17 protein-coding genes are annotated in these 21,715 nt (G+C 74.2%); 13 read left to right on the plus strand and 4 right to left on the minus strand.

The genetic code is table 11. From position 1 onward, the window contains the following. Nucleotides 1-37 precede the first annotated feature (37 nt). The 5 genes from ACIQWR_RS09120 to ACIQWR_RS09140 all read left to right on the plus strand — a co-directional run bounded on the left by ACIQWR_RS09120 (nt 38) and on the right by ACIQWR_RS09140 (nt 5,061). On the plus strand, nt 38-847 hold the full coding sequence (locus ACIQWR_RS09120; RefSeq protein ID WP_404006084.1) for a 2,3-dihydro-2,3-dihydroxybenzoate dehydrogenase: 810 nt from the start codon (nt 38-40) through the stop codon (nt 845-847). A 140-nt stretch (nt 848-987) separates the two neighbouring features. Beyond that, on the plus strand, nt 988-2,208 hold the full coding sequence (locus tag ACIQWR_RS09125; RefSeq protein ID WP_404006416.1) for an isochorismate synthase: 1,221 nt from the start codon (nt 988-990) through the stop codon (nt 2,206-2,208). Next, nucleotides 2,205-3,956, plus strand: a complete 1,752-nt coding sequence (locus tag ACIQWR_RS09130) for a (2,3-dihydroxybenzoyl)adenylate synthase (protein WP_404006085.1) — start codon at nt 2,205-2,207, stop codon at nt 3,954-3,956. Before ACIQWR_RS09125 ends, ACIQWR_RS09130 begins: the two co-directional genes overlap by 4 nt. After that, nucleotides 3,953-4,585 carry an isochorismatase family protein gene (locus tag ACIQWR_RS09135; RefSeq protein WP_404006086.1) on the plus strand — a complete coding sequence of 211 codons (633 nt, stop codon included), beginning with the start codon at nt 3,953-3,955 and terminating at the stop codon, nt 4,583-4,585. The genes ACIQWR_RS09130 and ACIQWR_RS09135 overlap by 4 nt, the downstream gene beginning before the upstream one ends. A gap of 50 nt (nt 4,586-4,635) precedes the next feature. Beyond that, nucleotides 4,636-5,061, plus strand: coding sequence for a DoxX family protein (locus ACIQWR_RS09140; protein ID WP_404006087.1), 426 nt, complete (start codon nt 4,636-4,638; stop codon nt 5,059-5,061). 127 nt (nt 5,062-5,188) lie between these two features. On the opposite strand, the gene ACIQWR_RS09145 is transcribed toward ACIQWR_RS09140, so the two are convergent. Then, complete coding sequence (locus tag ACIQWR_RS09145; protein ID WP_404006088.1) at nt 5,189-6,019, minus strand: AraC family transcriptional regulator; 831 nt, start codon at nt 6,017-6,019, stop codon at nt 5,189-5,191. A gap of 141 nt (nt 6,020-6,160) precedes the next feature. On the opposite strand from ACIQWR_RS09145, the gene ACIQWR_RS09150 reads away from it, so the two are divergent. From ACIQWR_RS09150 to ACIQWR_RS09170, 5 genes are all read left to right on the plus strand, one after another. After that, complete coding sequence (locus ACIQWR_RS09150; RefSeq protein WP_404006089.1) at nt 6,161-7,213, plus strand: FecCD family ABC transporter permease; 1,053 nt, start codon at nt 6,161-6,163, stop codon at nt 7,211-7,213. Between the two features lie 5 nt (nt 7,214-7,218). Further along, nucleotides 7,219-8,337 carry a FecCD family ABC transporter permease gene (locus ACIQWR_RS09155; protein WP_404006090.1) on the plus strand — a complete coding sequence of 373 codons (1,119 nt, stop codon included), beginning with the start codon at nt 7,219-7,221 and terminating at the stop codon, nt 8,335-8,337. A gap of 95 nt (nt 8,338-8,432) precedes the next feature. Continuing rightward, nucleotides 8,433-9,206, plus strand: a complete 774-nt coding sequence (locus tag ACIQWR_RS09160) for an ABC transporter ATP-binding protein (protein ID WP_404006418.1) — start codon at nt 8,433-8,435, stop codon at nt 9,204-9,206. Between the two features lie 11 nt (nt 9,207-9,217). Next, nucleotides 9,218-10,276, plus strand: coding sequence for an ABC transporter substrate-binding protein (locus ACIQWR_RS09165; protein ID WP_404006091.1), 1,059 nt, complete (start codon nt 9,218-9,220; stop codon nt 10,274-10,276). A 148-nt stretch (nt 10,277-10,424) separates the two neighbouring features. Next, nucleotides 10,425-12,284: an SIP domain-containing protein gene (locus ACIQWR_RS09170; protein ID WP_404006092.1), complete on the plus strand. Its 1,860-nt coding sequence runs from the start codon at nt 10,425-10,427 to the stop codon at nt 12,282-12,284. On the opposite strand, the gene ACIQWR_RS09175 is transcribed toward ACIQWR_RS09170, so the two are convergent. The 3 genes from ACIQWR_RS09175 to ACIQWR_RS09185 form a co-directional block, all read right to left on the minus strand. After that, entirely contained in the window at nt 12,268-15,495 is a 3,228-nt protein-coding gene (locus tag ACIQWR_RS09175) for a tetratricopeptide repeat protein (RefSeq protein WP_404006093.1), read from the minus strand. The two genes, ACIQWR_RS09170 and ACIQWR_RS09175, sit on opposite strands and share 17 nt — an antisense overlap. Next, nucleotides 15,467-15,916 (minus strand): hypothetical protein, encoded by a 450-nt coding sequence (locus ACIQWR_RS09180; RefSeq protein ID WP_404006094.1) that lies wholly within the window; start codon nt 15,914-15,916, stop codon nt 15,467-15,469. Before ACIQWR_RS09180 ends, ACIQWR_RS09175 begins: the two co-directional genes overlap by 29 nt. 83 nt (nt 15,917-15,999) lie before the next feature. Continuing rightward, on the minus strand, nt 16,000-18,084 hold the full coding sequence (locus tag ACIQWR_RS09185) for an MMPL family transporter (protein WP_404006095.1): 2,085 nt from the start codon (nt 18,082-18,084) through the stop codon (nt 16,000-16,002). Between the two features lie 75 nt (nt 18,085-18,159). Here ACIQWR_RS09185 and ACIQWR_RS09190 point away from each other — a divergent pair, with 75 nt between their 5' ends. The 3 genes from ACIQWR_RS09190 to ACIQWR_RS09200 all read left to right on the plus strand — a co-directional run bounded on the left by ACIQWR_RS09190 (nt 18,160) and on the right by ACIQWR_RS09200 (nt 21,643). After that, nucleotides 18,160-18,654 (plus strand): MarR family winged helix-turn-helix transcriptional regulator, encoded by a 495-nt coding sequence (locus ACIQWR_RS09190; RefSeq protein WP_404006096.1) that lies wholly within the window; start codon nt 18,160-18,162, stop codon nt 18,652-18,654. A gap of 326 nt (nt 18,655-18,980) precedes the next feature. Then, a complete protein-coding gene (locus ACIQWR_RS09195; protein ID WP_404006097.1) occupies nt 18,981-20,294 on the plus strand; it encodes an MFS transporter in 1,314 nt (437 codons plus the stop codon). A 26-nt stretch (nt 20,295-20,320) separates the two neighbouring features. Next, the gene (locus ACIQWR_RS09200; RefSeq protein WP_404006098.1) at nt 20,321-21,643 is read left to right on the plus strand and encodes a non-ribosomal peptide synthetase; all 1,323 of its coding nucleotides are present in this window, start codon (nt 20,321-20,323) and stop codon (nt 21,641-21,643) included. Nucleotides 21,644-21,715: the final 72 nt, after the last annotated feature.

Consider the following 21,715-nt stretch of genomic DNA (forward strand, 5'->3'; position numbering starts at 1 on the left):
CCCGCACACCTGATGTCGAAGTGACTTGGAGGACCAGATGCCTGAAGCCGCAGCCCACGGGCAGCCGCGGCTCGCGGGCCGGATCGCGTTCGTGACCGGCGCCGGCAGCGGCATCGGCGCGGCCGTCGCCCGCGCCCTGTACGCCCGGGGGGCCTCGGTGGCCGCCACCGACCTGCGCGGCGCGGCCGTCGCCGACCTCGCCGCGTCGCTGACCGGCCGCACCGGGAGGACCGACCGCTTCCTGCCGCTGGCCCTGGACGTGGCCGACCCGGACGCGGTGCGCGCCGCCGCGGCCGAGGCCACCACCGCCCTCGGGCCCGTGGACGTCCTGGTGAACGTGGCCGGTGTGCTGCACACCGGACCGGTGGCCACGACCGAAGACGGCGCCTGGGCACGGCTGTTCGCGGTGAACGCCGCCGGGGTGTTCCACACCGCCCGGGAGCTCGCGCCGTCGATGGCCGGGCGCGGGCGCGGCAGCATCGTCACCGTCGCCTCCGACGCGGCGGGCGTACCGCGCGTCGGCATGGCCGCCTACGCCGCTTCGAAGGCGGCCGCCGTGATGTTCACCAAGTGCCTGGGACTGGAGTACGCGCGCAGCGGGGTCCGCTGCAACGTGGTCGCCCCCGGGGCCACCGACACCGCGATGCAACGCTCGCTGTGGGAGGGCGACGAGGTGCCGCTCCAGCTGTTGGAGGGGGATCCGGCGCGCTACCGGCACGCGATCCCGCTGGGCCGGATCGCCGACCCGGCCGATGTCGCCGAAGCCGTCTGCTTCCTGGTCTCGGACGAGGCCCGGCACATCACGATGCAGCAGCTGTACGTGGACGGTGGTGCGTCCCTGCGCTGATCGGCCCCTCCCGCCCGAAACACCCCCGCCCGAAACACCCCCACCCGACCCGAACACCCCCCGTCCCGCCCCCGTCCAGAGGAGTCACCGTGCCGACGGTCCATCCGGTCGCCGCGCCCCACGCGTCCCCCCTGTCCCCGCTGTCCCCCGACCCGGCGGTCCCCGCCGCCTCCGTCGCCCCTGCCGCGCCCGGCGGAGCCGTCCCGCACCCCGCCGTCGGCGCCGCCACCGCGCTGCTCGACGCCTACCGGCCGGGGGACCGCTTCCTGTCCACACCCACCCGTACCCTGCTCGCCGAAGGCGTCCTCCTCGACGTCCCGCACGGCGCGGGCCCGTTGCCCGCACGGGTCGACTCCGTGCTCGCCGCGGCCCGGCAGGACGGGGCGCGGCGCCTGGTGATCGGTGCGATCCCCTTCGATGCGGACCGCCCCGCCGCGCTCGTCGTGCCGCGGACCGTGCGCAGCGGGCCGCCGCTCGTCAGCGACCCCTTGGTGGGGCTCCCACCGGGCGAACCCGACGGCGGGGGCTGGACGGTGACCGAGGAGCCCTCCGCCGAGGCGTACGGGAGAGCCGTCGCCGCGGCGGTGGCCCGGATGGGCGCCGGGGAGCTGGAGAAGGTCGTCCTCGCGCGGACCCTGGAGCTGGCCGGGGCCGGCCGGGAGCCCGAGCTGGCCGCGCTGCTGGGCCGGCTCGCGCGGCACGACCCCTCCGGCTACGCCTTCGCGCTGCCGACGGGCCCCGGCCGCACCCTGCTGGGGGCCAGCCCGGAGCTGCTGGTCTCCCGCCGCGGCGGTGCGTTGGTCGCCAATCCGCTCGCCGGATCGGTGCCGCGCAGCGCGGATCTGGCCGAGGACGTGCGCCGGGCGGCGGGTCTGCTGGAGTCGGCCAAGGACCTGTACGAGCACGCGGTGGTCGTGGACGGGGTCCGCGCGGCGATGGCTCCGTACTGTTCCGGGTTGGACGTGCCGGAGCGGCCGACGCTGGTGCGCACCGCCGCGATGTGGCACCTGTCGACCACGGTGACCGGCCGGCTCGTCGACCCACGGACCACGGCACTGGACGTGGCCTGCGCCCTGCATCCGACGCCCGCCGTGTGCGGCACGCCGGCCGCCGAGGCGCGCCGCGCCATCGCCGCGCTGGAACCCTTCGACCGGGGGTTCTTCACCGGAGTCGTCGGTTGGCAGGACGCCGACGGCGACGGGGAGTGGGTGGTCACCCTGCGCTGCGCGGAGGCCTTCGAGGACCGGCTGCGGCTCTACGCGGGCGCCGGGGTGGTGGCCGCCTCGGACGCGGCGGCGGAGACCGCGGAGACGGCCGCGAAGTTCCGTACGTTCCTGCGCGCCGTGGGGGCTTCGCTGTGAGCGCCGTCGACGCACCCACGTGGCCGCGGGAGTTCGCCGAGCGGTACCGGGCCGCCGGGCACTGGCGCGGTGAGACCCTCGGCGGGATGCTGCGCGAGCGGGCCGCCGCCCATCCGGACCGGGTGGCCCTGGTCGACCCCGGGGACGGCCCGGACGGGGCCCGCCGGGTCTGGACGTACGGCGAGCTGGACGCCCGGGCCGACCGGATGGCCGCCGGGTTCGCCGCCCGCGGGATCGCCCCCGGGGACAAGGTCGTGGTCCAGCTCCCCAACACCGCCGAGTTCTTCGAGGTGGTCTTCGCCCTCTTCCGGATCGGGGCGCTGCCGGTGTTCGCGCTGCCCGCGCACCGGCAGGCGGAGATCGGCTACTTCTGCTCCTTCACCGGCGCCGTCGCCTACGTCGGGCCCGGCCTGCTGGCCGGCTTCGACCACCGGGAGCTGGCGGCCGCGGTACGCGCCGGGGCACCCGGGCTGCGGCACGTGTTCGTCGCGGACCCGGACCCGGGACCGTTCACCGCGCTCGCGGACGTGCCCGTGGATCCGGGGGCCGTGGATCCGGGGGCCGACGGACCGGCGGCGGGGTGCGGAACCGGTCCGTCCCCCGGGGACGTCGCGTTCCTTCAGCTGTCCGGGGGCAGTACGGGCGTGCCCAAGCTGATTCCGCGCACCCACGACGACTACGTTTACTCGGTGCGGGCATCCAATCCGATCTGCGGGGTGGGCGAGGACTCCGTGTACCTGGTGGCGCTGCCCGCCGCCCACAACTTCCCGCTGTCCTCCCCCGGCTCGCTCGGCGCCCTGTACGCGGGCGGCCGGGTGGTGCTGTGCCCGCGGCCGGCGCCGGAGACGGCCTTCGCGCTGATCGAGCGGGAAGGGGTGACGATCACCGGGCTGGTCCCGCCGCTGGCCCTGCTGTGGACCGAGGCGGCCGCGTCGACGGAGCACGATCTGAGCAGTCTGGACGTCCTGCTGGTCGGCGGCGCCAAGTTCTCCGCGGAGGCCGCGCGCCGGGTCGGTCCGGCGCTCGGCTGCCGCCTCCAGCAGGTGTTCGGCATGGCGGAGGGCCTGGTCAACTACACCCGCCTCGACGATCCCGAGGAGTGGGTGAACGGCACCCAGGGCCGCCCGATCTCCCCCGACGACGAGATCCGCATCGTCGACGACGAGGACCGTGAGGTGGCCCCGGGCGCCACGGGCCACCTGCTCACGCGGGGTCCGTACACGATCCGCGGCTACTGGCGGGCCCCTGAGCACGACGCCCGGTCGTTCACCGCGGACGGCTTCTACCGCACGGGGGACGTCGTGCGGGCACTGCCGAGCGGGCACCTGGTGGTGGAGGGTCGGGCCAAGGACCAGATCAACCGCGGCGGCGAGAAGATCGCCGCCGAGGAGGTGGAGAACCACCTCCTGGCCCACCCGGCCGTCCACGACGCGAACGTGGTCGCCGAGCCGGACGCCTACCTCGGTGAGCGGACCTGTGCGTACGTGGTCCTGCGCGAGGGCGCGGGCCCGCTGCGGCCGGCCGCCGTGAAGTCCTTCCTGCGCGGCCGGGGGCTGGCGGGCTACAAGATCCCGGACCGGGTCGAGTTCGTCACCGCCTTCCCCACCACGGGCGTCGGCAAGGTCTCCAAGAAGGACCTGCGCGCGACGGCCGCCGACGCCCCGGCCTCGTCCGTCCCCCTCCCCACACCCACGCCCTTCCCCACACCCGGGCGCACCGCCCCCAGCGAAACGGACCGCACCGCATGAGCCTGCCCCGCATCGAGCCCTACCCGCTGCCGACCGCGGACTCCCTGCCGCCGGGCCGGGTCGACTGGCTGCCCGATCCGGCCCGGTCGGTGCTGCTCGTCCACGACCTCCAGAACCACTTCCTGTCCGCGTACGGCGACGGTTCCCCGACCGTCGCGGCGCTGCTGGGGTCGGTCGCCCGGCTGCGCGCCGAGGCGGACCGGGCCGGGGTGCCCGTGCTGTGGAGCGCGCAGCGCGGCGGCCAGAGCCCCGCCGAGCGCGGCCTGCAGCAGGACTTCTGGGGGCCGGGGCTGCCCGCCGACCCGGTGGCGGAGGCCATCGCCGACGCGGTGGCACCGCGGTCCGCGGACAGCGTGTTCACCAAGTGGAAGTACAGCGCCTTCGTCCGCACCGACCTGGCGGAACGCATGGCGGCGCTCGGCCGCGACCAGTTGGTCGTCGTCGGCGTCTACGCCCACATCGGCGTGCTGCTGACCGCCGCCGACGCGTGGATGCGGGACATACAGGCGTTCGTCGTCGCCGACGCGGTCGCCGACTTCTCCGCCCGCGAGCACCGGATGGCCCTGGAGTACGCGGCCGGCCGGTGCGCCCGTGTCACCACCGTCGACGAGGTCGCCGCCGCCTGGTGAGCGCGGCCCCGCCCGACGGCTCCTTCCCGTCCCCCTACGAGGAGATCCCCATGACCGATCGCATCTCGTCCCTCCAGCCCTACGCCCTGGGCCTGTTCCGGATCGTCACCGGCCTGCTGTTCGCCTGCCACGGCGCCGCCTCCCTCTTCGGCGTGCTGGGCGGCGGACACGGCGGCGCCACCGTGCCCATCGGCGCGTGGCCGGGGTGGTACGCGGCGCTGATCCAGCTGGTGTGCGGCACCCTGGTGTGCCTGGGCGCCGGCACCCGCAGCGCGGCGTTCGTCGCTTCGGGTTCGATGGCGTACGCGTACTTCTCGGTGCACCAGGGCACGGCCCTGTGGCCCCTCCAGAACAACGGCGAATCGGCGGCGATGTTCAGCTGGGCGTTCCTGCTGATGGTGTTCACCGGTCCGGGCGCCCTGGCCGTGGACCGGATCATGAGCCCCGCGCGCCGGCGCCGGACCGCGGCCGCCTGACCCGGACCCGGACGACCGACCCGGACCCGGACCCGGCACGCCTGACCCGGACCCGGTACGCGGCGGGGCCCGGTCCCTCCCTCGACGGGAGGGGCCGGGCCCCGCTCGGTGCGTGCGGGCACGCGCCTCAGGTGATCTGCGGCGCCTCGCGGCGGACGTAGGAGCCCGGGGTCCGACCGAAGTGGCGGCGGAAGGCGAGTATGAAGCCGTTGGTGCTGGCGAAGCCGACCTGCGCGGCGACGGCGCCGACCGACTGGCCCTGGTCCAGTAGGTACAGGGCGTGGTTCAGGCGGAGCCGGGTGCGCCATTCGGTGAAGGCCATGCCGGTCTCCGCGCGGAACGCCCGACGCAGGCTGGTGGAGCTGGTGTACAGCGCGGCGGCCCATTCGGTGGCCGTGCGCGCGTCGCCGGGCGTACGGGCCAGGCCGCCGGCCACGGTGCGGGCTGCGGGCGTGACCGGCTGCGGGAGCGGCAGGCTGTCGGGGTGGGCCGCGGACAGTGCGGCGAAGACCTGCGGGTCGTCCTCCTCGGCGGCGCTGCTGCGCATCCGCCCCAGCAGCAGGGCGCGTTGGGCTTCCGTGACGTTGATCGGCGTGGGGCCCTCGTAGGGCGGGTCGAAGAGGGCGGCGCCGAACGTCTCGGAGACGACGATCGATTCGGGATCGAAGCGCGCGCCGTGCACGACGCCGGCCGGCAACCACAGGGCGACCGAAGGGGTCAGTTCGTACTCCTGGCCGAGCGCGGACACGGTGATCCGGCCGAGCGGCACGTACAGGAACTGGTGGAAGTCGTGGACGTGCGGCGGATGTCCCCCCACGGCCGTGAAGCCGTCGTCACCCGCCAACGCCGGTTCGGGCGCGGTGCGTTCCGTCCGTCGGCCCGCGCCCGCGAGCGTGTGGAGCCGGGGCGCGGTCGTCCGCCCCGAGGTGTTGGCCGTGCGCAAGGTCATGGTGGTCATGCGATCCCTCCCGTTCGTGGCAGCGCCGAAATCTGACCCCTCAGTGCGATCGACCTGACTCCCCCATTGGACGATCTCGACTTTGGTAAGGCTAACCTAAGTTCTACCCAGTGAGACCAGGCGAGGAGCCCCCCGACCCCCATGAATCCATCCGTCCTGCCGGCGGAAGCACCACCTCCGGCCGTCCTCGCACGCACCCGTGCGACGCGCGGCGCGCCGGCCGTGCTGCTCGCCTGCCTGATCCTGACGGTGGTCGTGATCGCCGGCATCGGCATCGGCGCCCGCGACATCCCGCCGTCGTCCGTCGTACGGATCCTCTTCGATCCGTGGGGTTCCGGCTACGACCACGACGTGCTGTGGACCGAGCGCATCCCGCGCACCCTGCTCGGGCTGATCGTGGGCGCCTCGCTCGGCGCCTCGGGGCTGCTGATGCAGGCGCTGACGGTCAATCCGCTGTCCGACCCGGGCATCCTGGGGGTGGAACAGGGCGCATCCCTCTGCGTCGTGCTCGGCATCCTGTTCCTCGACGTGAAGGACGCGGGCGGTTTCTTCTGGCTCGCGCTCACCGGGTCCGTCCTCACCTCCGGGGCCGTCTATCTGATCGGCACCCGCACCCGGGCCGGCAGCAGCACGCTCGGCCTGGTCCTGGCGGGGGTGGCGGTGGCGGCCCTGCTCTCCTCCGTGGTCACCCTGCTGGTCGTGCGCGACGAGGTCGTCTACTCCTCGCTGCGCTTCTGGTCGGTGGGACAGCTCGCCGGGCGCGCCGGGGTCCTGGACGAGATAGCCCCCTTCGCCCTCGTCGGGCTGCTGCTCGCCCTGCCCCTCGGCCGCACCCTGAACGTGTTGGCGCTGGGCGAGGACACCGCGCGCGGGCTCGGCGTCCGGGTGGAACGGGCCCAACTGGCGGGCGCCGCGGTCGCGGTGCTGCTGTGCGCCGCGGCCACGGCCGCCGTCGGGCCGGTGGCCTTCGTCGGGCTCGTCGCCGCGCACGTCGCGCGGATGCTCGTCGGATCCGACCACCGCTGGTCGGTCCCGCTGTCGATGGCCTGCGGGGCGATCCTGCTGATCGTCGCCGACACGGCGGGCCGCGTGGCGCTCGACCACGGCGAGGTCCAGGTCTCCGTGATGACCGGCATCGTCGGTACCCCCTTCTTCGTGTGGCTGGCCCGCCGCCGCGACCTGGTCCGGATGTGAGCGACGTGCCCGAGAACCCCCCGACCCCGACCCAGACCCCGACCCGGGCCGGCCCGCCGCCCGCCGCCACGTCGGCGCTCCCCACGGCGGCCACGGCCACGGCCGCGCTGCTGGCCGCGGCCCGCAAGGCCGCCGCCCGGCGGCTCGCCACCGCCTGGGCGGTGCTCGCCCTGCTGGTGGTGGGCCTGCTGGTGGCGTCCGTACTGCTCGGCGGGCTGCGCTCCATCGCGTCCGCGGACGTGCTGCCCGCCGCCTTCGGTCTGCGGACGGGCATCGCCGACTACGTGATCCACCGCATCCGGCTGCCCAGGGCCCTGACGGCCCTGCTCGCCGGCGCCCTGTTCGGCCTGGCCGGAGCGCTCTACCAGCGGCTGGTCCGCAACCCCCTGGCCACCCCGGACGTGGTCGGCATCTCGGCGGGCGCCGGCGCCGGCGCCGTGACCGTGCTGCTGCTGGCGCCCACGGTCCCCTTCGGGGTCGAAGCGGCGGCGCTGGCCGGCGCGTTCGTGATGGTCGGCGCCGTGATCGCGCTGAGCCGGCAGGGCGGCACGGTGGACACCTACCGCCTCGTCGTGATCGGCATCGGCCTGGCCGCCGTGTGCACCGCCTACACCAACTACCTGTTCACCATGGCCGGCGAGCAGGGCCTCGGGCAGGTCGTGCGCTGGCTCGTCGGCGGCGTCAGCGGCGCCACCTGGGACGGCGTGAGCACCCTCGCCGCGGCCCTGGCCGTCTGCGGACTGTGCGCCGTACCCGTGCACCGGGCCCTCGCGTCGATGTCCCTCGGCGACGAGCTCGCCGCCGGTCTCGGCACCCGGGTCGGGGCGACCCGTACGGCGGCCCTGCTGCTCGGGGCCGCGGCCGCGGCGCTCGCCACCAGCGTCACCGGCCCGATCGGCTTCGTCTCGCTGGTCAGCGGCCCCGTCGCGGCCCGGCTCGTCGGCACCGAGCGGGCCCTCGTCCTGGCCCCCGCGGTCGGCTCGGCGATCGTGCTCGGCGCCGACGTCCTGGCCCAGTACGGGCCGCTGATCTCCCCGGTGCCCACCGGCGCCGTCACGGCGCTGATCGGCGCCCCCTACTTCGTCGTCCTGATCCTGCGCCGTGGCCAAGGAGCCTCCTCGTGAACCATCCCGTCCAGGACCGTCCGGTACCCGGCGGTCCGCCCGCCGACGGTCCGGAGCCCGCCGACGGGCTCCGACCGGCCCTCGCCGCACGCGCGGTGACCGCCGGCTACGCGGGACGGACCGTCGTCGACGGCCTGTCGCTGGAGATCGAGCCGGGCCGGATCACGGCGCTGGTCGGCCCGAACGCCTGCGGCAAGTCGACACTGCTCAAGTCGCTGGCCCGACTGCTCCCGGTGTCGGCCGGCTCGGTGCTGCTCGACGGGCACGACATCCACGCCCTGCCCACCCGCGAGGTGGCCCGCCGGCTCGGCATCCTGCCGCAGACCCCCCTCGCACCCGAGGGCATCACCGTGGGGGACCTGGTCCGCCGCGGACGCCACCCCCACCAGCGGTTCGGAGCGCGCGCCCACCCTGCCGAAGACCTCGTCGTCGCCGGGGCGCTGGAGGCCACCGGCACCGCCGAGTTGATCGGTCGTCCGGTGGACCAGCTCTCGGGCGGCCAGCGACAGCGCGTGTGGATCGCCCTGGCACTCGCCCAGGAAACCCCCACGCTGCTGCTGGACGAGCCCACGACCTACCTCGACATCGCGCACCAGATCGAGGTGATGGACCTGCTCGCCGACCTGAACGAGCGCACCGGACGCACCATCGTCCTCGTCTCCCACGACCTCAACCAGGCCGCCCTGTACGCCTCGACCATCGTCGCCATGCGCGACGGCCGGATCGTGCGGCAGGGCAGCCCGCACGAGGTCCTCACCGAGCGCACCGTCGCCGACGTGTTCGGCCTGGACTGCCTCGTCGTCCCCCATCCCCGATCCGACCGGCCGCAGATCTTCCCGCTCGGCCGTCGGCACCGCAACCCCGCATAGGAGAGACCCCCTTGTCCACGTACGCCAGAACGCGCTCCACCACCGCCCGCCGCCTCGGCCGCACCGCCGCGGCCACGGCCGCCGCGCTGTCGCTGACCCTGCTCGCCGCCTGCGGCGAAGGCTCCGACGGCCAGGGCGCGGACAAGGCCGGGGCCGCCGGAGCGGGCGCCTCCTTCAAGGCCGTCACCCAGAAGAACGCCTGGGGCACGGCCGAGGTCAAGAAGAAGCCGATGAAGGTCGCCACCGTCTCGGACGGCGACACCTCGATCGCGCTCGCGCTCGGCATCGTCCCCGTCATCACCCCGGACGTCGAGGACGGCTCCCCCGTCCCCCAGTTCAAGCAGCGCGCCGTCGACGCCCTGCGCGCCGGCAAGCTCAAGACCTACGACGACACCGACGGCACCGCCTACGAGGCGATCGCCGCCGAGGCACCCGACGTCATCCTCGGCATGAACACCTGGGAGATGGACAAGGACTACGCGAAGCTCGCGCCGATCGCCCCCGTCGTCACCTACACGGACAAGGCCCAGGCCAACACGCTCACCTGGCAGGAGCGGCTGCGCCGGGCCGCCCAGGCGCTGGGCCTGGAGGCCAAGGCCGAGGAGGTCATCGCGGCCAACGACAAGGCCGTCGCGGACGCCGCCGCCGCGCACCCCGAGTTCAAGGGCAAGCGGTACACGTACGCGGTCGTCCACCCCGAGCAGATCAGCTTCATGTCCTACGCGGCGCAGGACCCGGGCGTGTTCGAGAAGCTGGGCTTCGTCAAGACCGACAGGGCGAAGAACTACGCGCCCGACAAGAACGGCGTGAGCATGGAGAACCTCGACCAGCTCGACGCGGACGTCCTCCTGCTCACGTACCCCTTCGGCGACCGCGGTGTGATCAGTCCGGCGGAGCTGGAGGGCAACAAGCTCTTCCAGTCGCTGAACGCGGTCAAGGGCAAGCACTTCGCGGTCGTGCCCTCCGCCAACAACCTGGCCTCCGCCATCGCCTACCCGGATGCCCTGAACGCGGCCTGGGCGACCGAGCAGCTCACTCCGCTGCTGGCGAAGGCCGTCGCCGGCCAGTAGCGGCCGCGACAGTCGGTGGCGGGCCCGGCGCCTCGCGCGCCCGGCCGGCCGCCGACCGCCGACCGCCCCGACCGCCCCGACAATTCGTCCCTTCCGTTCCGCGGGCCGCCCCGGCACCGCGCGCGTCCCGCAGTACGAGGAGCCCCGCATGGCCACCCGCAATCCCCGTTCCGTCGTCACCTTCCCGATCGTGCTGCGCGAGCTCACGGTGCTGCGCGTCGCCGACGTGACACCGGGCATGCGGCGGATCACCCTCGGCGGGCCGCAGCTCGGCGCCTTCCGCAAGGACGGCCTGGAACTGCCCGCGCTGAGCAGCGAGGGCTTCGACGACCACGTGAAGTTCTTCTTCGCCGAGGAGGGCGCGGCCGCGCCGGTGCTGCCCGGGCAGAACGTCTCCAGCCTGGACTGGCCCGCCGATGCCCGGCCGCTGACGAAGGACTACACACCGGTCCGCCACGATCCCGAACGCGGCGAGATCGACTTCGACTTCGTCAACCACGAAGGCGGCGTCGCCTCCTCGTGGGCGCTGTCCGCCCGACCGGGCGACGTGACGTGGATCGCCGGGCCGAAGATGTCGCACCGCCACCCCGAGGGGGCCGACTGGCTGCTCGTCATCGGCGACGAGACCGCCCTGCCCGCCATCGGCCGGTGGCTGGCGGAGATGCCGGCCGGGACCCGGGCCCGGGTGTTCGTCGAGGTGGGCGAGGAGAGCCACCGCCAGGAGCTGGCGACCCGTGCGGACGCGGAGATCACCTGGCTGGTGCGCGACGGCGCCCCGGCGGGCACCACCGACCTGTTGGAGCGGGCGGTGCGGGACATGGAGTGGCTGCCGGGCAACGTCTTCGCCTGGGTGGCGGGCGAGGCGCTGACTCTGAAGGGCATCCGCCGGCACCTGGCCGTGGACCGCCGGGTGCCGCGCGAGCACACCCACGTCACCGGCTACTGGCGGCGTACGGAGCCGGCCCTGCCCGCGGCCGCCGCGCCGGCCTCCGTGGCAGCGGCCGTGGAAGGGGCCGACCCGCACGATCGGCTGCACGAGCTCACCGACCTGGCCCCCGGCCTGGCGATCCGCGCGGCGGTGACGATCGGCCTGGTCGACCTGGTCTGGCAAGGGGTGCGGGTAGCACGGGAGTTGGCCTCGCGGACGGGCAGTGACCTGCGGACGCTGACCGCGCTGCTGGCCTACCTCACGGAGCTGGAGGTGCTGGCCGAGGGGCCGGACGGCTACCGGTTGACCCCGGTCGGCGAGGAACTCGTCGAGGACGACCACTCCTTGGAGGAGTACGACCTGCGCGGCGCACAGGCCGCCCTGGACCTGTCGCTGTCCGGGCTGCACGAGACGCTGCGCACCGGCCGGGCCGGGTACCGCACCCCGTCCGGCGCACCCTTGGCGGTGGCGCTCGCCGCCGACGAGCGACTGGGCGGGGCGGCGCGTGAGGCCGTGGAGGACGAGGCGGCGTGGATCGCACCCGGGGTCCGGACGGGCTGGGACTGGGCGGCCGCCGGTTCGGTGACCGCGACCGGCAGCGGCGCGGGCGCGGTGGCGAACGCGCTGGTGAAGGCGTTCCCCGAGCTGCGGGTACGGATCGCCGCACTGCCGTCGGTGCTGCGCACCGTCGCGGACCGGGTCCTGGAGACGGACGTCCTGCCGCGCGTGGAGCTGGTCCCCTGCGGCGGGGCGGTCCCGGACGGAGACCGCACCGTGCTGCTCTGCCGCCTGCTGGAACAACTGCCCGACGACGACGCGGTGCTGGCCCTGCGCGAGAACGCGGCGGCGCTCGCGCAGGGCGGCACCCTGCTGCTGGTGGAGCAGGTGGAGGGGCCGGAGGGGATCGAGGCCGACACCGAGGCCGCGCTGCACCACCTGCGCCTCAAGGCGGCCTTCGGCTCGGGCGTGCGCGGCGAGGCCGACTACGCGGAACTCGCCGCCCGCGCGGGCCTCACCGTACGCACCTGCCGCGACATCGGCTGGGACCACCGCCTGTGGAGCCTCACCCCGGCCTCGTGACGCGTCGCAGGTTCGCCGCTCCCGCCGCACACTTCCCGCGCGCGGAGCGGCCGTACCAGAGCTCGGCGTCCCGCGCCCGTCCCTGCTCCTCGTACAGGACGCCCAGGTTGTTCATGGCGAAGAAGCCCCGCTCGTCGTGGAGGGCTTCGAAGATCCCGATCGACTCTTTCAACGCGGCCTCCGCCTCCGCGGGGCGTCCGGTCCCGTCGAGGGCCGCGGCGAGGTGCACCAACGCCTGCGCCTCACCCTCCGGTTCGGCGATCCCCCGGAAGCGGCGCAGGGCCCTCTCGCAGGCGATCAGCGCCCGTTCGTGCTGGCCCTGACCGACCAGGCAAACGCCCAGGTCGTTCGCGGCCACGGCGGCGAAGTGATCCTCTCCCCGCGCGTCGAAGAGCGTCTCCGCCTCCTCGTAGTGCGCCTCGGCCGGTGCCGGCTGGCCCCGCATCTGTCGCAACATGCCGAGGCTGAGCAGCGTACGGGCCCGGTAGGCGGTGAAATCGGGCTGCGCGCCGGGTCCGGCGGGGACGGCCGTCGGTTCCGGGAGGCCGTCGGCTCCTCCCGTCGTGAACAGCGCGAGTGCCTCCGCGTGGAGCGAAGGGCCGTCGAGGGCCGCGCGGGCCTTCTGCAGCGTCGCGGCGAACCTGCTCGCCGCGGTGCCCGCGAGCTCCCCTTCGTCCGCGGGAAGGAGCGTCGCCACCTGGTGGGTGGCCCGAACCGACTCCCTGAGCCGTCCCGTGCTGCTCAGCTGTTCCGCCAACGCCAGCCACGCGACGGCTCCCCGCCGGGCGTTCCCGGCCTCCGCGTGCGCCCGGACCGCCTCGTGGAACGTCTGCACGGCGTCCTCGGGCCGACGCATCTCGCCGTAGGCGAGGCCGATCCGGGTCAGCATCCGCCCGCGGCCGTCGGGGGCTTCGGCCTCGGCGAACAGGGTCTCGGCCCGCCGGTAGGCCTCCATCGCCCGGCGGTACTTCTTCGCGGCGTCGAAGCACAGGCCCATCTCACCGAACGCCTCCGCGGCCAGCACTCGTTCGCCGGAGCGGAGGAAGACTTCAGCCGCGCTCCTCATCGCTTCGGCCGCGGCCTTGTGCTCGCCGGCCCGCCTGAGCGACCTCCCGAGGTGCGCGGTCGCGATCGCGGCGCTGTGGAGGTCTCCCGCCTCCTCGAACACCGTGATGGCACGTCGACAGCTGCCGACCTCGTCCCCGCTCGCCCCGGGCACGTCGTCCTGTTCCTCCTGGCCGATGGAGGTGGCGGCCAGGTTGATCAGTGCCGCCGCCTCCATCCTCACGTTCCCCTCGTCGCGGAACACCGCCACCGCCCGGTGGAGCATCTCCCGGCCCTCTGCCGCACGCCCCATCCGCGCCAGACATGTCGCTCGGTTGACGTCGACCGCGGCCACGGAACTGATCTCGTGGCGGTGGCCGAAGAGGGCGGCCGCCACCGAGAACTGCTCGTACGCCTCGTCCAGCCGCCTCTCCTCGATCATGATCAGGCCGCTGGCGTTGGCGGCGTTGGCCTCACCCACCTCGTTGCCCGCCGCCCTGTTCAGTTCGGCCGCGAGCCGCAGCACCGGCAGCGCCTCGTCATGGCGGCGCGCAGCGGTGTACGCCTGCCCCAGGTTGAGCGTCGCAGGGGGCAGGCCCCGGCCATCGGGGAGCCCCTTCGCCGCGAGCAGTCCGGCCCGCGCGGTCAGGATCCATTCGTCGAAGTGACGGCGCAGCTCGAAGAACCCCGACAGCCTCAGTGCCACGGGTAGGACGAACTCCCACACTTCGTCTCGCGTGGCCACGAGGGTGAGGGCCACCGTGTTGGACAGCTCGGCCTCCAGCCATGCGATGGCCCGGGCGCGGTCGGGGAAGAGCCCTTCTCCCTGTTCATCTCTGGCGATGCGGGCGTCGGCTTCCCGGACGTGGTCGGCGTAGAAGGCGATCAACCGACCGCCCGCCAGTGCGCGCCCGTCCGCCGCCCCGCTCTCCCTGCTCCGCTCGTACGCGTAGATCCGCAGCAGATCGTGCATCCTCCATCTCCCGTACGCCGCGCCTTGTTCGATCAGGTGCGCCCGGTGCAGCGCCTCCAGGGTCCGGCGGGCCACCGGCACGCGTACGTCGAGCAGTGCCGCGGCGGTCTCCGTCGCGATGTCGGGGCCGGGGTTGATCGAGAGCAGCCGGAAAAGGAGGGCTTGTTGGTCCTGGAGACGCCGGTAGGAGAGGTCGAAGGCCGCCCGGACCGCCGCTTCCTCCCGCTCCAGCTCGTCCAACAGCCCCTCGTGCGCTTCCGCGAGGTCGCCCGCCATCGTCTCCAGGGGACGGTCCGGCTGATCGGCGAGGAGCGCCGTGACGATCTGCAGGGCGAGCGGCAGCGCACCGCACGAACGGACGATGTCCGCCGCGGACTCCGGGTCCTGCGCGACCCGGGTGTCGGATGCGCCGTTCGCGGCCCGCAGACCGTCCTCGATCAGTGCGACGCCCTCCTCCGGTCGGAGTTCCGTCAGCCGGTGGATGCGCGCGCCGGGGACGGCCAGGGCCTGCCGGGAGGTGATCAGCACGGCGGTCGCACCGTCGGACGGTCGCAGGAGGCGTACGTCCTCGGCGGCGTCCGCGTTGTCCAGGACCACCAGCAGTCGACGACCGGCGTCGGCGTAGGCGTGCAACATCGTCGCGTAGAGGCGCGCGCGTTCCTGCACGTCGGCGGGCACCTGCTCGGCCGGTACGCCGAGAGCGCGCAGGAAACCTGCCAGCGCCTGCTCGGGCGTCATCCGGCGGTCGGGGTCGTAGCCGAAGAGGTCCACGAAGAGCACCCCGCCGGGGAACCAGCCTTCGCGGCGCAGGGCGTCCTGGGCGGCCTGAAGGGCGAGTTCGGTCTTGCCGACGCCCGGCATGCCGGTGATCACGTGGACGGGACGGTCACCCGCCAGCCCGGGGTCCAACGCCGCGGCGAGGGATTCGAGCTGCTCGCCGCGTCCGCTGAACAGCCGGGCGGGGGCCGGGATTCCGTCCAGGGCGGGGACGGTTCGCTCCGGCACCCGCAGGACGAAGTCCCGTCCGACGTTGCCGACCGCGATCAGGTCTCCGGAGACCACGTTGCCCGAAGTGACCTGGTGGATCCCGGGAAGGGCCGCGGCGGTCGGCCCGGTCGGGAAGGCGGGTGCGGCCCGCTCAGGAAGCGGATCCGCACCCTCCTCCTCAGGGCCTGCGGCCGATGGAGATGTCACGGCCGGCCGAACCGATGATGAACGCGTCGCCCTTGATCTTGTTCCGGGAGACGGTCTGGGTCACGTGTGCGGCCCGCTCCTGCGGCAGTTCGGTCCGGACCTGCGCGATCAGCGCCTCCACCTCGCCGCGGGCTTCCGGGTACTCGTCCAGGAAGTCCTGCAGCCGGGTCTCCCACTGGCCGGCGACCCGGGCGAGCACGGCCGCCTCGTCGGGCCCGTCCGAAGCTCCCGCCTCGGCGGCCCGCACGACCTCGGCAGCGGTCCCGTCGAGGCGTTCCCGCGCGCGCCCCTCGCGGTCCGCGTCTCCCCGCCCCAGGATCCGGGCCAGCGCGTCCCTGGTGCTCTGCCACGCCTGTCCGGCCATGGCCTGCGTGAAGGTCGTGCCCCCTACGAGGGCCAGCGCGGCCACCCAATCCAGCATGTCGCCCTCCTCCGGCGCCCTCGCGGGACGCCCTCCGTGCTCGGAGCCTAGAGGACGGCGCGGGCCCGGCGGGACGGGTTCGGCTACTTCGCTTCGTCGTGGGCCAGGCGGCTCGGCCACCAGCTGCGGGGGCCGATGTCGAGCACGAGGGCGGGGACGAGGAGGGAGCGGACGACCAGGGTGTCGAGGAGGACCCCGAAGGCGACGATGAAGGCGATCTGCACGAGGAAGGCCAGGGGGATGACCATCAGGGCGGCGAAGGTGGCGGCGAGGACGACGCCCGCCGAGGTGATGACACCGCCGGTGGTGGTCAGGCCGCGCAGGACGCCCTGGCGGACACCGTGGGTGAGGGTCTCCTCGCGGACGCGGGACATCAGGAAGATGTTGTAGTCGACGCCGAGGGCGACGAGGAACACGAATCCGTAGAGCGGGACGGAGGCGTCCGTACCGCTGAAGCCGAGCACGTGCTGGAAGACGAGCGCGGACACGCCGAGGGTGGCCAGGAAGTTCAGGGCCACCGTGGCCACCAGCAGGACGGGGACCAGGACGGAGCGCAGGAGCAGGATCAGGATCAGCAGGATGACGGCGAGCACGACGGGGACGATGAGGGTGCGGTCGCGGGCCGCGGTCCGCTCGGTGTCGTACTGCTGGGCGGTGTAGCCGCCGACGAGCGCGTCGGCGCCGGGGACGGCGTGCAGGCGGGTGCGCAGCGCGGCGACCGTCCGCTTCGCGTCGTCGCTGTCCGCGGGCGCGGCCAGGGTGGCGTCGATGCGGATCCGGCCGTCGACCACCGTGGGTTCCGCTCCGGGGCGCCCGGAGGCGGTGACGGGGGCGGCGGACGCGACGCCCTCGGTCGCCCGGGCGACCGCTTGCACCCGCGCGGCCGCGGCGGCGTCGGCGATGATCACCGCGGGCTGGCCGGAGCCGCCGGGGAAGTGTCGAGCGAGGGACTCCTGGGCGGAGACGGACGGGGCCTCCTTGACGAAGGTCTCGTTCAGCGGCACTCCGTGCGAGGACAGGGTCGGCGCGAAGGCGGCGAGGACCAGCAGGAGCAGGGTCGTGGACACCCAGATGCGGCGCGGCGCCCGGTCGATGACGGCCGCGACGCGGCGCCAGATGCGGTGGCCCTCCTCCGTGGCGTCGGCCGCCCGGGGCGTGGCGGGCCAGAAGGCGGTGCGCCCCAGGAGGGCCAGGACCGCGGGCAGGAACGTCAGGGTGGCCAGGACGGAGCAGACGATGCCGACGGCACCGACGGGGCCCAGGGCCCTGTTGTTGGTCAGGTCGCTGGCCAGCAGCGCGAGCAGGGCGAGGGCCACGGTCGCGGCGCTGGCGGTGATGGCGCCGGCGGAGCGGCGTACGGCGGCGAGGGCCGCGGCCGTACGGTCGCCGCGGGCGGCGAGCTCCTCCCTGAACCGGGCGGCCAGCAGCAGCGCGTAGTCGGTCGCGGCGCCGATGACCAGGATGGATAGGATGCCCTGGACCTGCCCGTCGACCCGCACGACGCCCCGGTCCGCCAGGGCGTAGACGATCGCGCAGGCCAGCCCGAGGGCGAAGACGGCGCTGCTGATGATCACGAGGGGCAGCAGGAGGCTGCGGTAGACCAGCAGCAGGATCAACAGGACCGCGCCGAGCGCCACGCCCAGCAGGATCCCGTCGATGCCGGCGAAGGCGTCCTTGAGGTCCGCCTGGGTGGCCGCCGGCCCCGCGATCTGCACGGTGAGCCCCGGCACCGCCGCGGCCGCCGTACGGATCCGGTCCAAGGCAGCCGGCAGCGCGTCGCCGAGGTCGGTGGCCAGGGGCACGACGGCCTGGAGGGCCCGGCCGTCCTCGGAGCGCAGGGCCGGTGACGGCGCCGCGGTGATGCCCTCCCGGCCGGCCAGGGCGGCGACGGCCCGGGTCGCCTCCTGCTGCTGGACGTCGCTGACCGGGCCCGGCGCGGACGGCTGCCAGACGACGATCGCGGGCACCGACCCCGAGCGCTCGAAGGCCTTGCGGGCCTCGATGACCTTGGTGGACTCGGCGTTCCGCGGCAGGAAGGCGGCCTGGTCGTTGGTGGCGACCTCGCCGAGCTTGCCGGCGTACGGACCCAGCGTCCCGCCGATGCCCAACCAGATCACCAGCAGCACCACGGGCACCAGCCAGCGGGCCCAGCGCGGTGTGCGCGTCATCGTGTTCTCTCCCCTTGTTGAACAGTCACTCAACGATAAAGTATCTCAATTGTTGAGAGATCATATGCTGGTGCCATGCGTAGCGCCGACAGCACCCCACCCGTACTTCCGCCCGACGACCCGATCGGGTTGCAGTCCTTCGCCGTGTTGCTGCGCACGATGAACGCGGAGCTCAACCGACTCGCCCAGGAGTTCGCCCGTAGGCAGGGCCTGCACCTGACCGACGTGCAGGCGCTCGTCGCCGTACTCGACGCGGAGTACGACGAGGACGGCGGCCCCATGACCCCCGGCCGCCTCGCCCAGCGGATGGACCTGACCACGGGAGCGGTGACGGCCTGCCTCGACCGGCTGGAGAAGGCGGGCCACCTCCGCCGGGTCCGGGCGGCCGACGACCGGCGCGTGGTCCACCTCCACTACGCCGAATCGGGCCGGGACGCCGCGCGCGCGTATTTCCGCCCGCTGGCCCGGGCCACCGACGCCGCCCGGAGCCCCTTCAGCAGCGAGGAACTGCACGTCGTGGTGCGGTTCATGGCGGAGCTGAACGGCCAGCTCACCCGACTGGGACGCTGACCGCCGGCCGCCGGTGGCGCGAGGGGGCCGGCCCCTCGACGCCCCAGCGCGCTCGGGGTTGCTTCTAAACATGTGGGGACGGTGAGTATCGGACATAAGTGCATCCATGGGGCTCCAGGAACCCGCGACCCCCGGGTACACCCCCACACACCCCCCACACGCCGCCGCAAATCCTCCACCAGCAGGCTTCTCGACCTGCAATTCATGAGGTCGTTGCCCTCACTTGGCCGCTGATTCTCTTGATCCGCTCCCGTGATGGCACAAGAACGACCGAAAGTGTCCTGTTTGTTTTGACTCCTGATCGCCCTGCGGTCATGGTCTGGCATATGTCCCCCTCGCCCCAGGCCGCTTCCGGCGGTCTGTTCCGTATGCGCGATTTCCGCTTCCTGTTAGCCGGAGCCGCGGCCGGGCAGGTCGGTGCCCAGGTCACGCTGGTCGCCCTGCCCTTGGTGGCCGTGCTCGAACTCAAGGCACCCGCCTTACAAGTGGGACTGCTCACCGCGGCCGAGACCGCCGCGTTCCTCCTGATCGGGCTGCCCGCGGGGGCCTGGGTCGACCGGATGCGCAAGCTCTCCTTGATGATCCGCGCCGATGTCGTGCGCGCCCTGGCCATGGCCAGCGTGCCGCTCGCCGCGGTGGCGGACGCCTTGACCATGGCCCAGCTGTACGTCGTCGCCCTGGTCGTGGGCGTCGCCACCGTCTTCTTCGACGTGGCCCACCAGAGCTACCTGCCCGAGCTGCTGCCGCGGGAGCACCTGGTGGCGGGCAACGGGGCCCTGGAGACGGTGCGTTCCTCGGCACAGGTGGCCGGGCCCGGGCTCGGCGGCGGGCTCGTCCAGCTCGTCGGGGCGCACCTGGCCATCGTGGCCGACGCCATCGGCTACGCCGTCTCCGCCCTGTTCCTTCTGGCCATCCGGCGCCCCGAGAGCAAGCCCGAACCGGTCCCCGGCGCATCGCTGCGCAAGGAGGTGGGCGAAGGACTGCGCTTCGTTCTCGGCCACCCCTTGCTGCGCATCATCGCGGTGGCGACCGGCCTCGGGAACTTCTTCACGGCCATGCTGATGGCGACTCAGACCGTCTTCCTGGTACGGGTGCTCGATCTGGCGCCCGCCGCGATCGGCGGGATGCTCTCGGCCTCGGCCGTCGGCGGACTCGCCGGCGCCCTGTGCGCGGGCCGCCTCGCCCGCCGCTTCGGCCAGGCCCGCATCATCTGGCTGTCCTGCCTGGTCACCGGGCCGTTCGCGCTGCTCTGGCCGCTGTCCGGCAAGGGCGCGGCCGCCGCGCTCTTCGCGGTCGCCTCCGGTGCGGTCTTCTTCGGCGCCGTGGTCTACAACGTCGCACAGGTGAGTTTCCGTCAAACGTTGTGTCCCCCGCGCCTGTTGGGCCGGATGAACGCCACGCTGCGCTTCCTCATGTGGGGCACGCTGCCGCTCGGTGCGCTCGTGGGCGGCGCCGTCGCCGAGGCGTCCGGGGCCCGCGCCGCGCTGTGGATCTGCGCCGTCGGCTTCCTCCTCGTGCCCGTTCCGCTGCTGCTCTCCCCGCTGCGGCGGATGCGCGAACTCCCCGAGGTCGCCCACCCCGATGACGACGAGCGGCAGGACGCGGCGCCCGGCCACGACGCGACCACCCCCGTCCGCTGACCCGCTTCTTCCCGAGAGAGGATCACGTGCTCCCCAGCATCACGGCCCAGTATCTGGCCCGTTACCAGCGCCTCGGCGCGGGTGACCCGGCGGCAGCGTTCCTGCCCGCCACCGGGGCCCAGCGACGCTTCCTGCTCTTCCGCTCCCTGGATCCCGCCGGCCGCGCGGACATCGTGCCGATGTTCTTCGCCTTCCCGCGCGGCACCGTCGATCCGGCGCGGCTGCGCGCCGCCGCCGACCACCTGGCCGCCCGCCACCCCGTCCTGCGCTCCCGGCCGTGCGTCGTGCGCGCGACGCCCGTACTGCGGCCGGAGCCGGCCGGCGTACCGCTGGACCACGTGGACGTCGCGCCCGGCGAGAGCGCCGAGGACGCGCTGCGGCGGACACTGGCGGGCTGGGACCCGCAGGGCCCACCGCTACGACTGTTCCTCGCCCACACCGCCGACCGCGCCGCTGGCCGCGCCACTGACCACGAGGGCGCGGCCGAGGAGGTCCTCGCCGTCGTCCTGGACCACACCGCCTGCGACGGTCAGTCCCTCGCCCGCATCGTCGAGGAGCTCTCCGACGCCTACCGCGACCGTCGCGGCGCCGCCGACGTACCGCCCGCCGAGGCCGCCGACGCGCTGGCGCGGTACAAGGACGCCGTCCTGCGCCAGCTCGACGCCGAGGACCGCGCCGCCTCCCCCCGCGCCCTGGCGTACTGGGGCGAACGGCTGCGCACGGCGCACGAGCGGGCCCCGCTGCCCGGCACCCGCCCCGTGTCCGCCGGGCTCCCCAGCGGCTCCGCCGAGCGCAGGCTCGCCTCCCCGGCCGGCGGGATGCCCTTCCCGGCCCTGCTCGACGCCTGCCGGGCCGCGGCCACCGCGCTGTACGGCACGGGGCCGGTCCCGCCCCTCGGCTACCCGTGGGGCGGCCGCCCGGCCGGCGCGGCCGAGGTCATCGGCTGCTTCCTCAACACCGTGGTCTTCCCGGCCGACACCCGCGGCGGCGCCTCGCCGGAGGTCACCGCCACCGACTGGTGGGACGACCTGGACCGGGCCGACACCCCCTTCGACGAGGTGGTGCGCGCGGCCCGCGCCGCCGGCTCCGCCTGGTCCGGCCGGCTGGACGGCCTGCTCACCGTGGACGACGCCCGCAACCGGACCCCGCTCCGGCTCGGCAGCGCCACCGGCCGCGAGGTGCACATCGGCGGCCGGCAGGTCCGCGCCCCGTTCGCGGTGTCCGCCACCCAGGGACCCGAACTCCACCTCCGCATGGTGTGGGACCGCACGGTCCTCGCCGACGGCGCCGCCGAGGAGGCCTTCGCGGCCCTGTGCGACGCGCTGCCCGCCGCAGCCCTCGCCCGTTAGTCAGGGGCGCCCCCCCCCCCCCGGGCGGCCCCCGCCGCGGCCGGGCGCCCGCCGGGGGGGGGCGGGGCCCGG

Source organism: Streptomyces sp. NPDC098789, assembly GCF_044759975.1.
Taxonomy (GTDB): Bacteria; Actinomycetota; Actinomycetes; order Streptomycetales; family Streptomycetaceae; genus Streptomyces.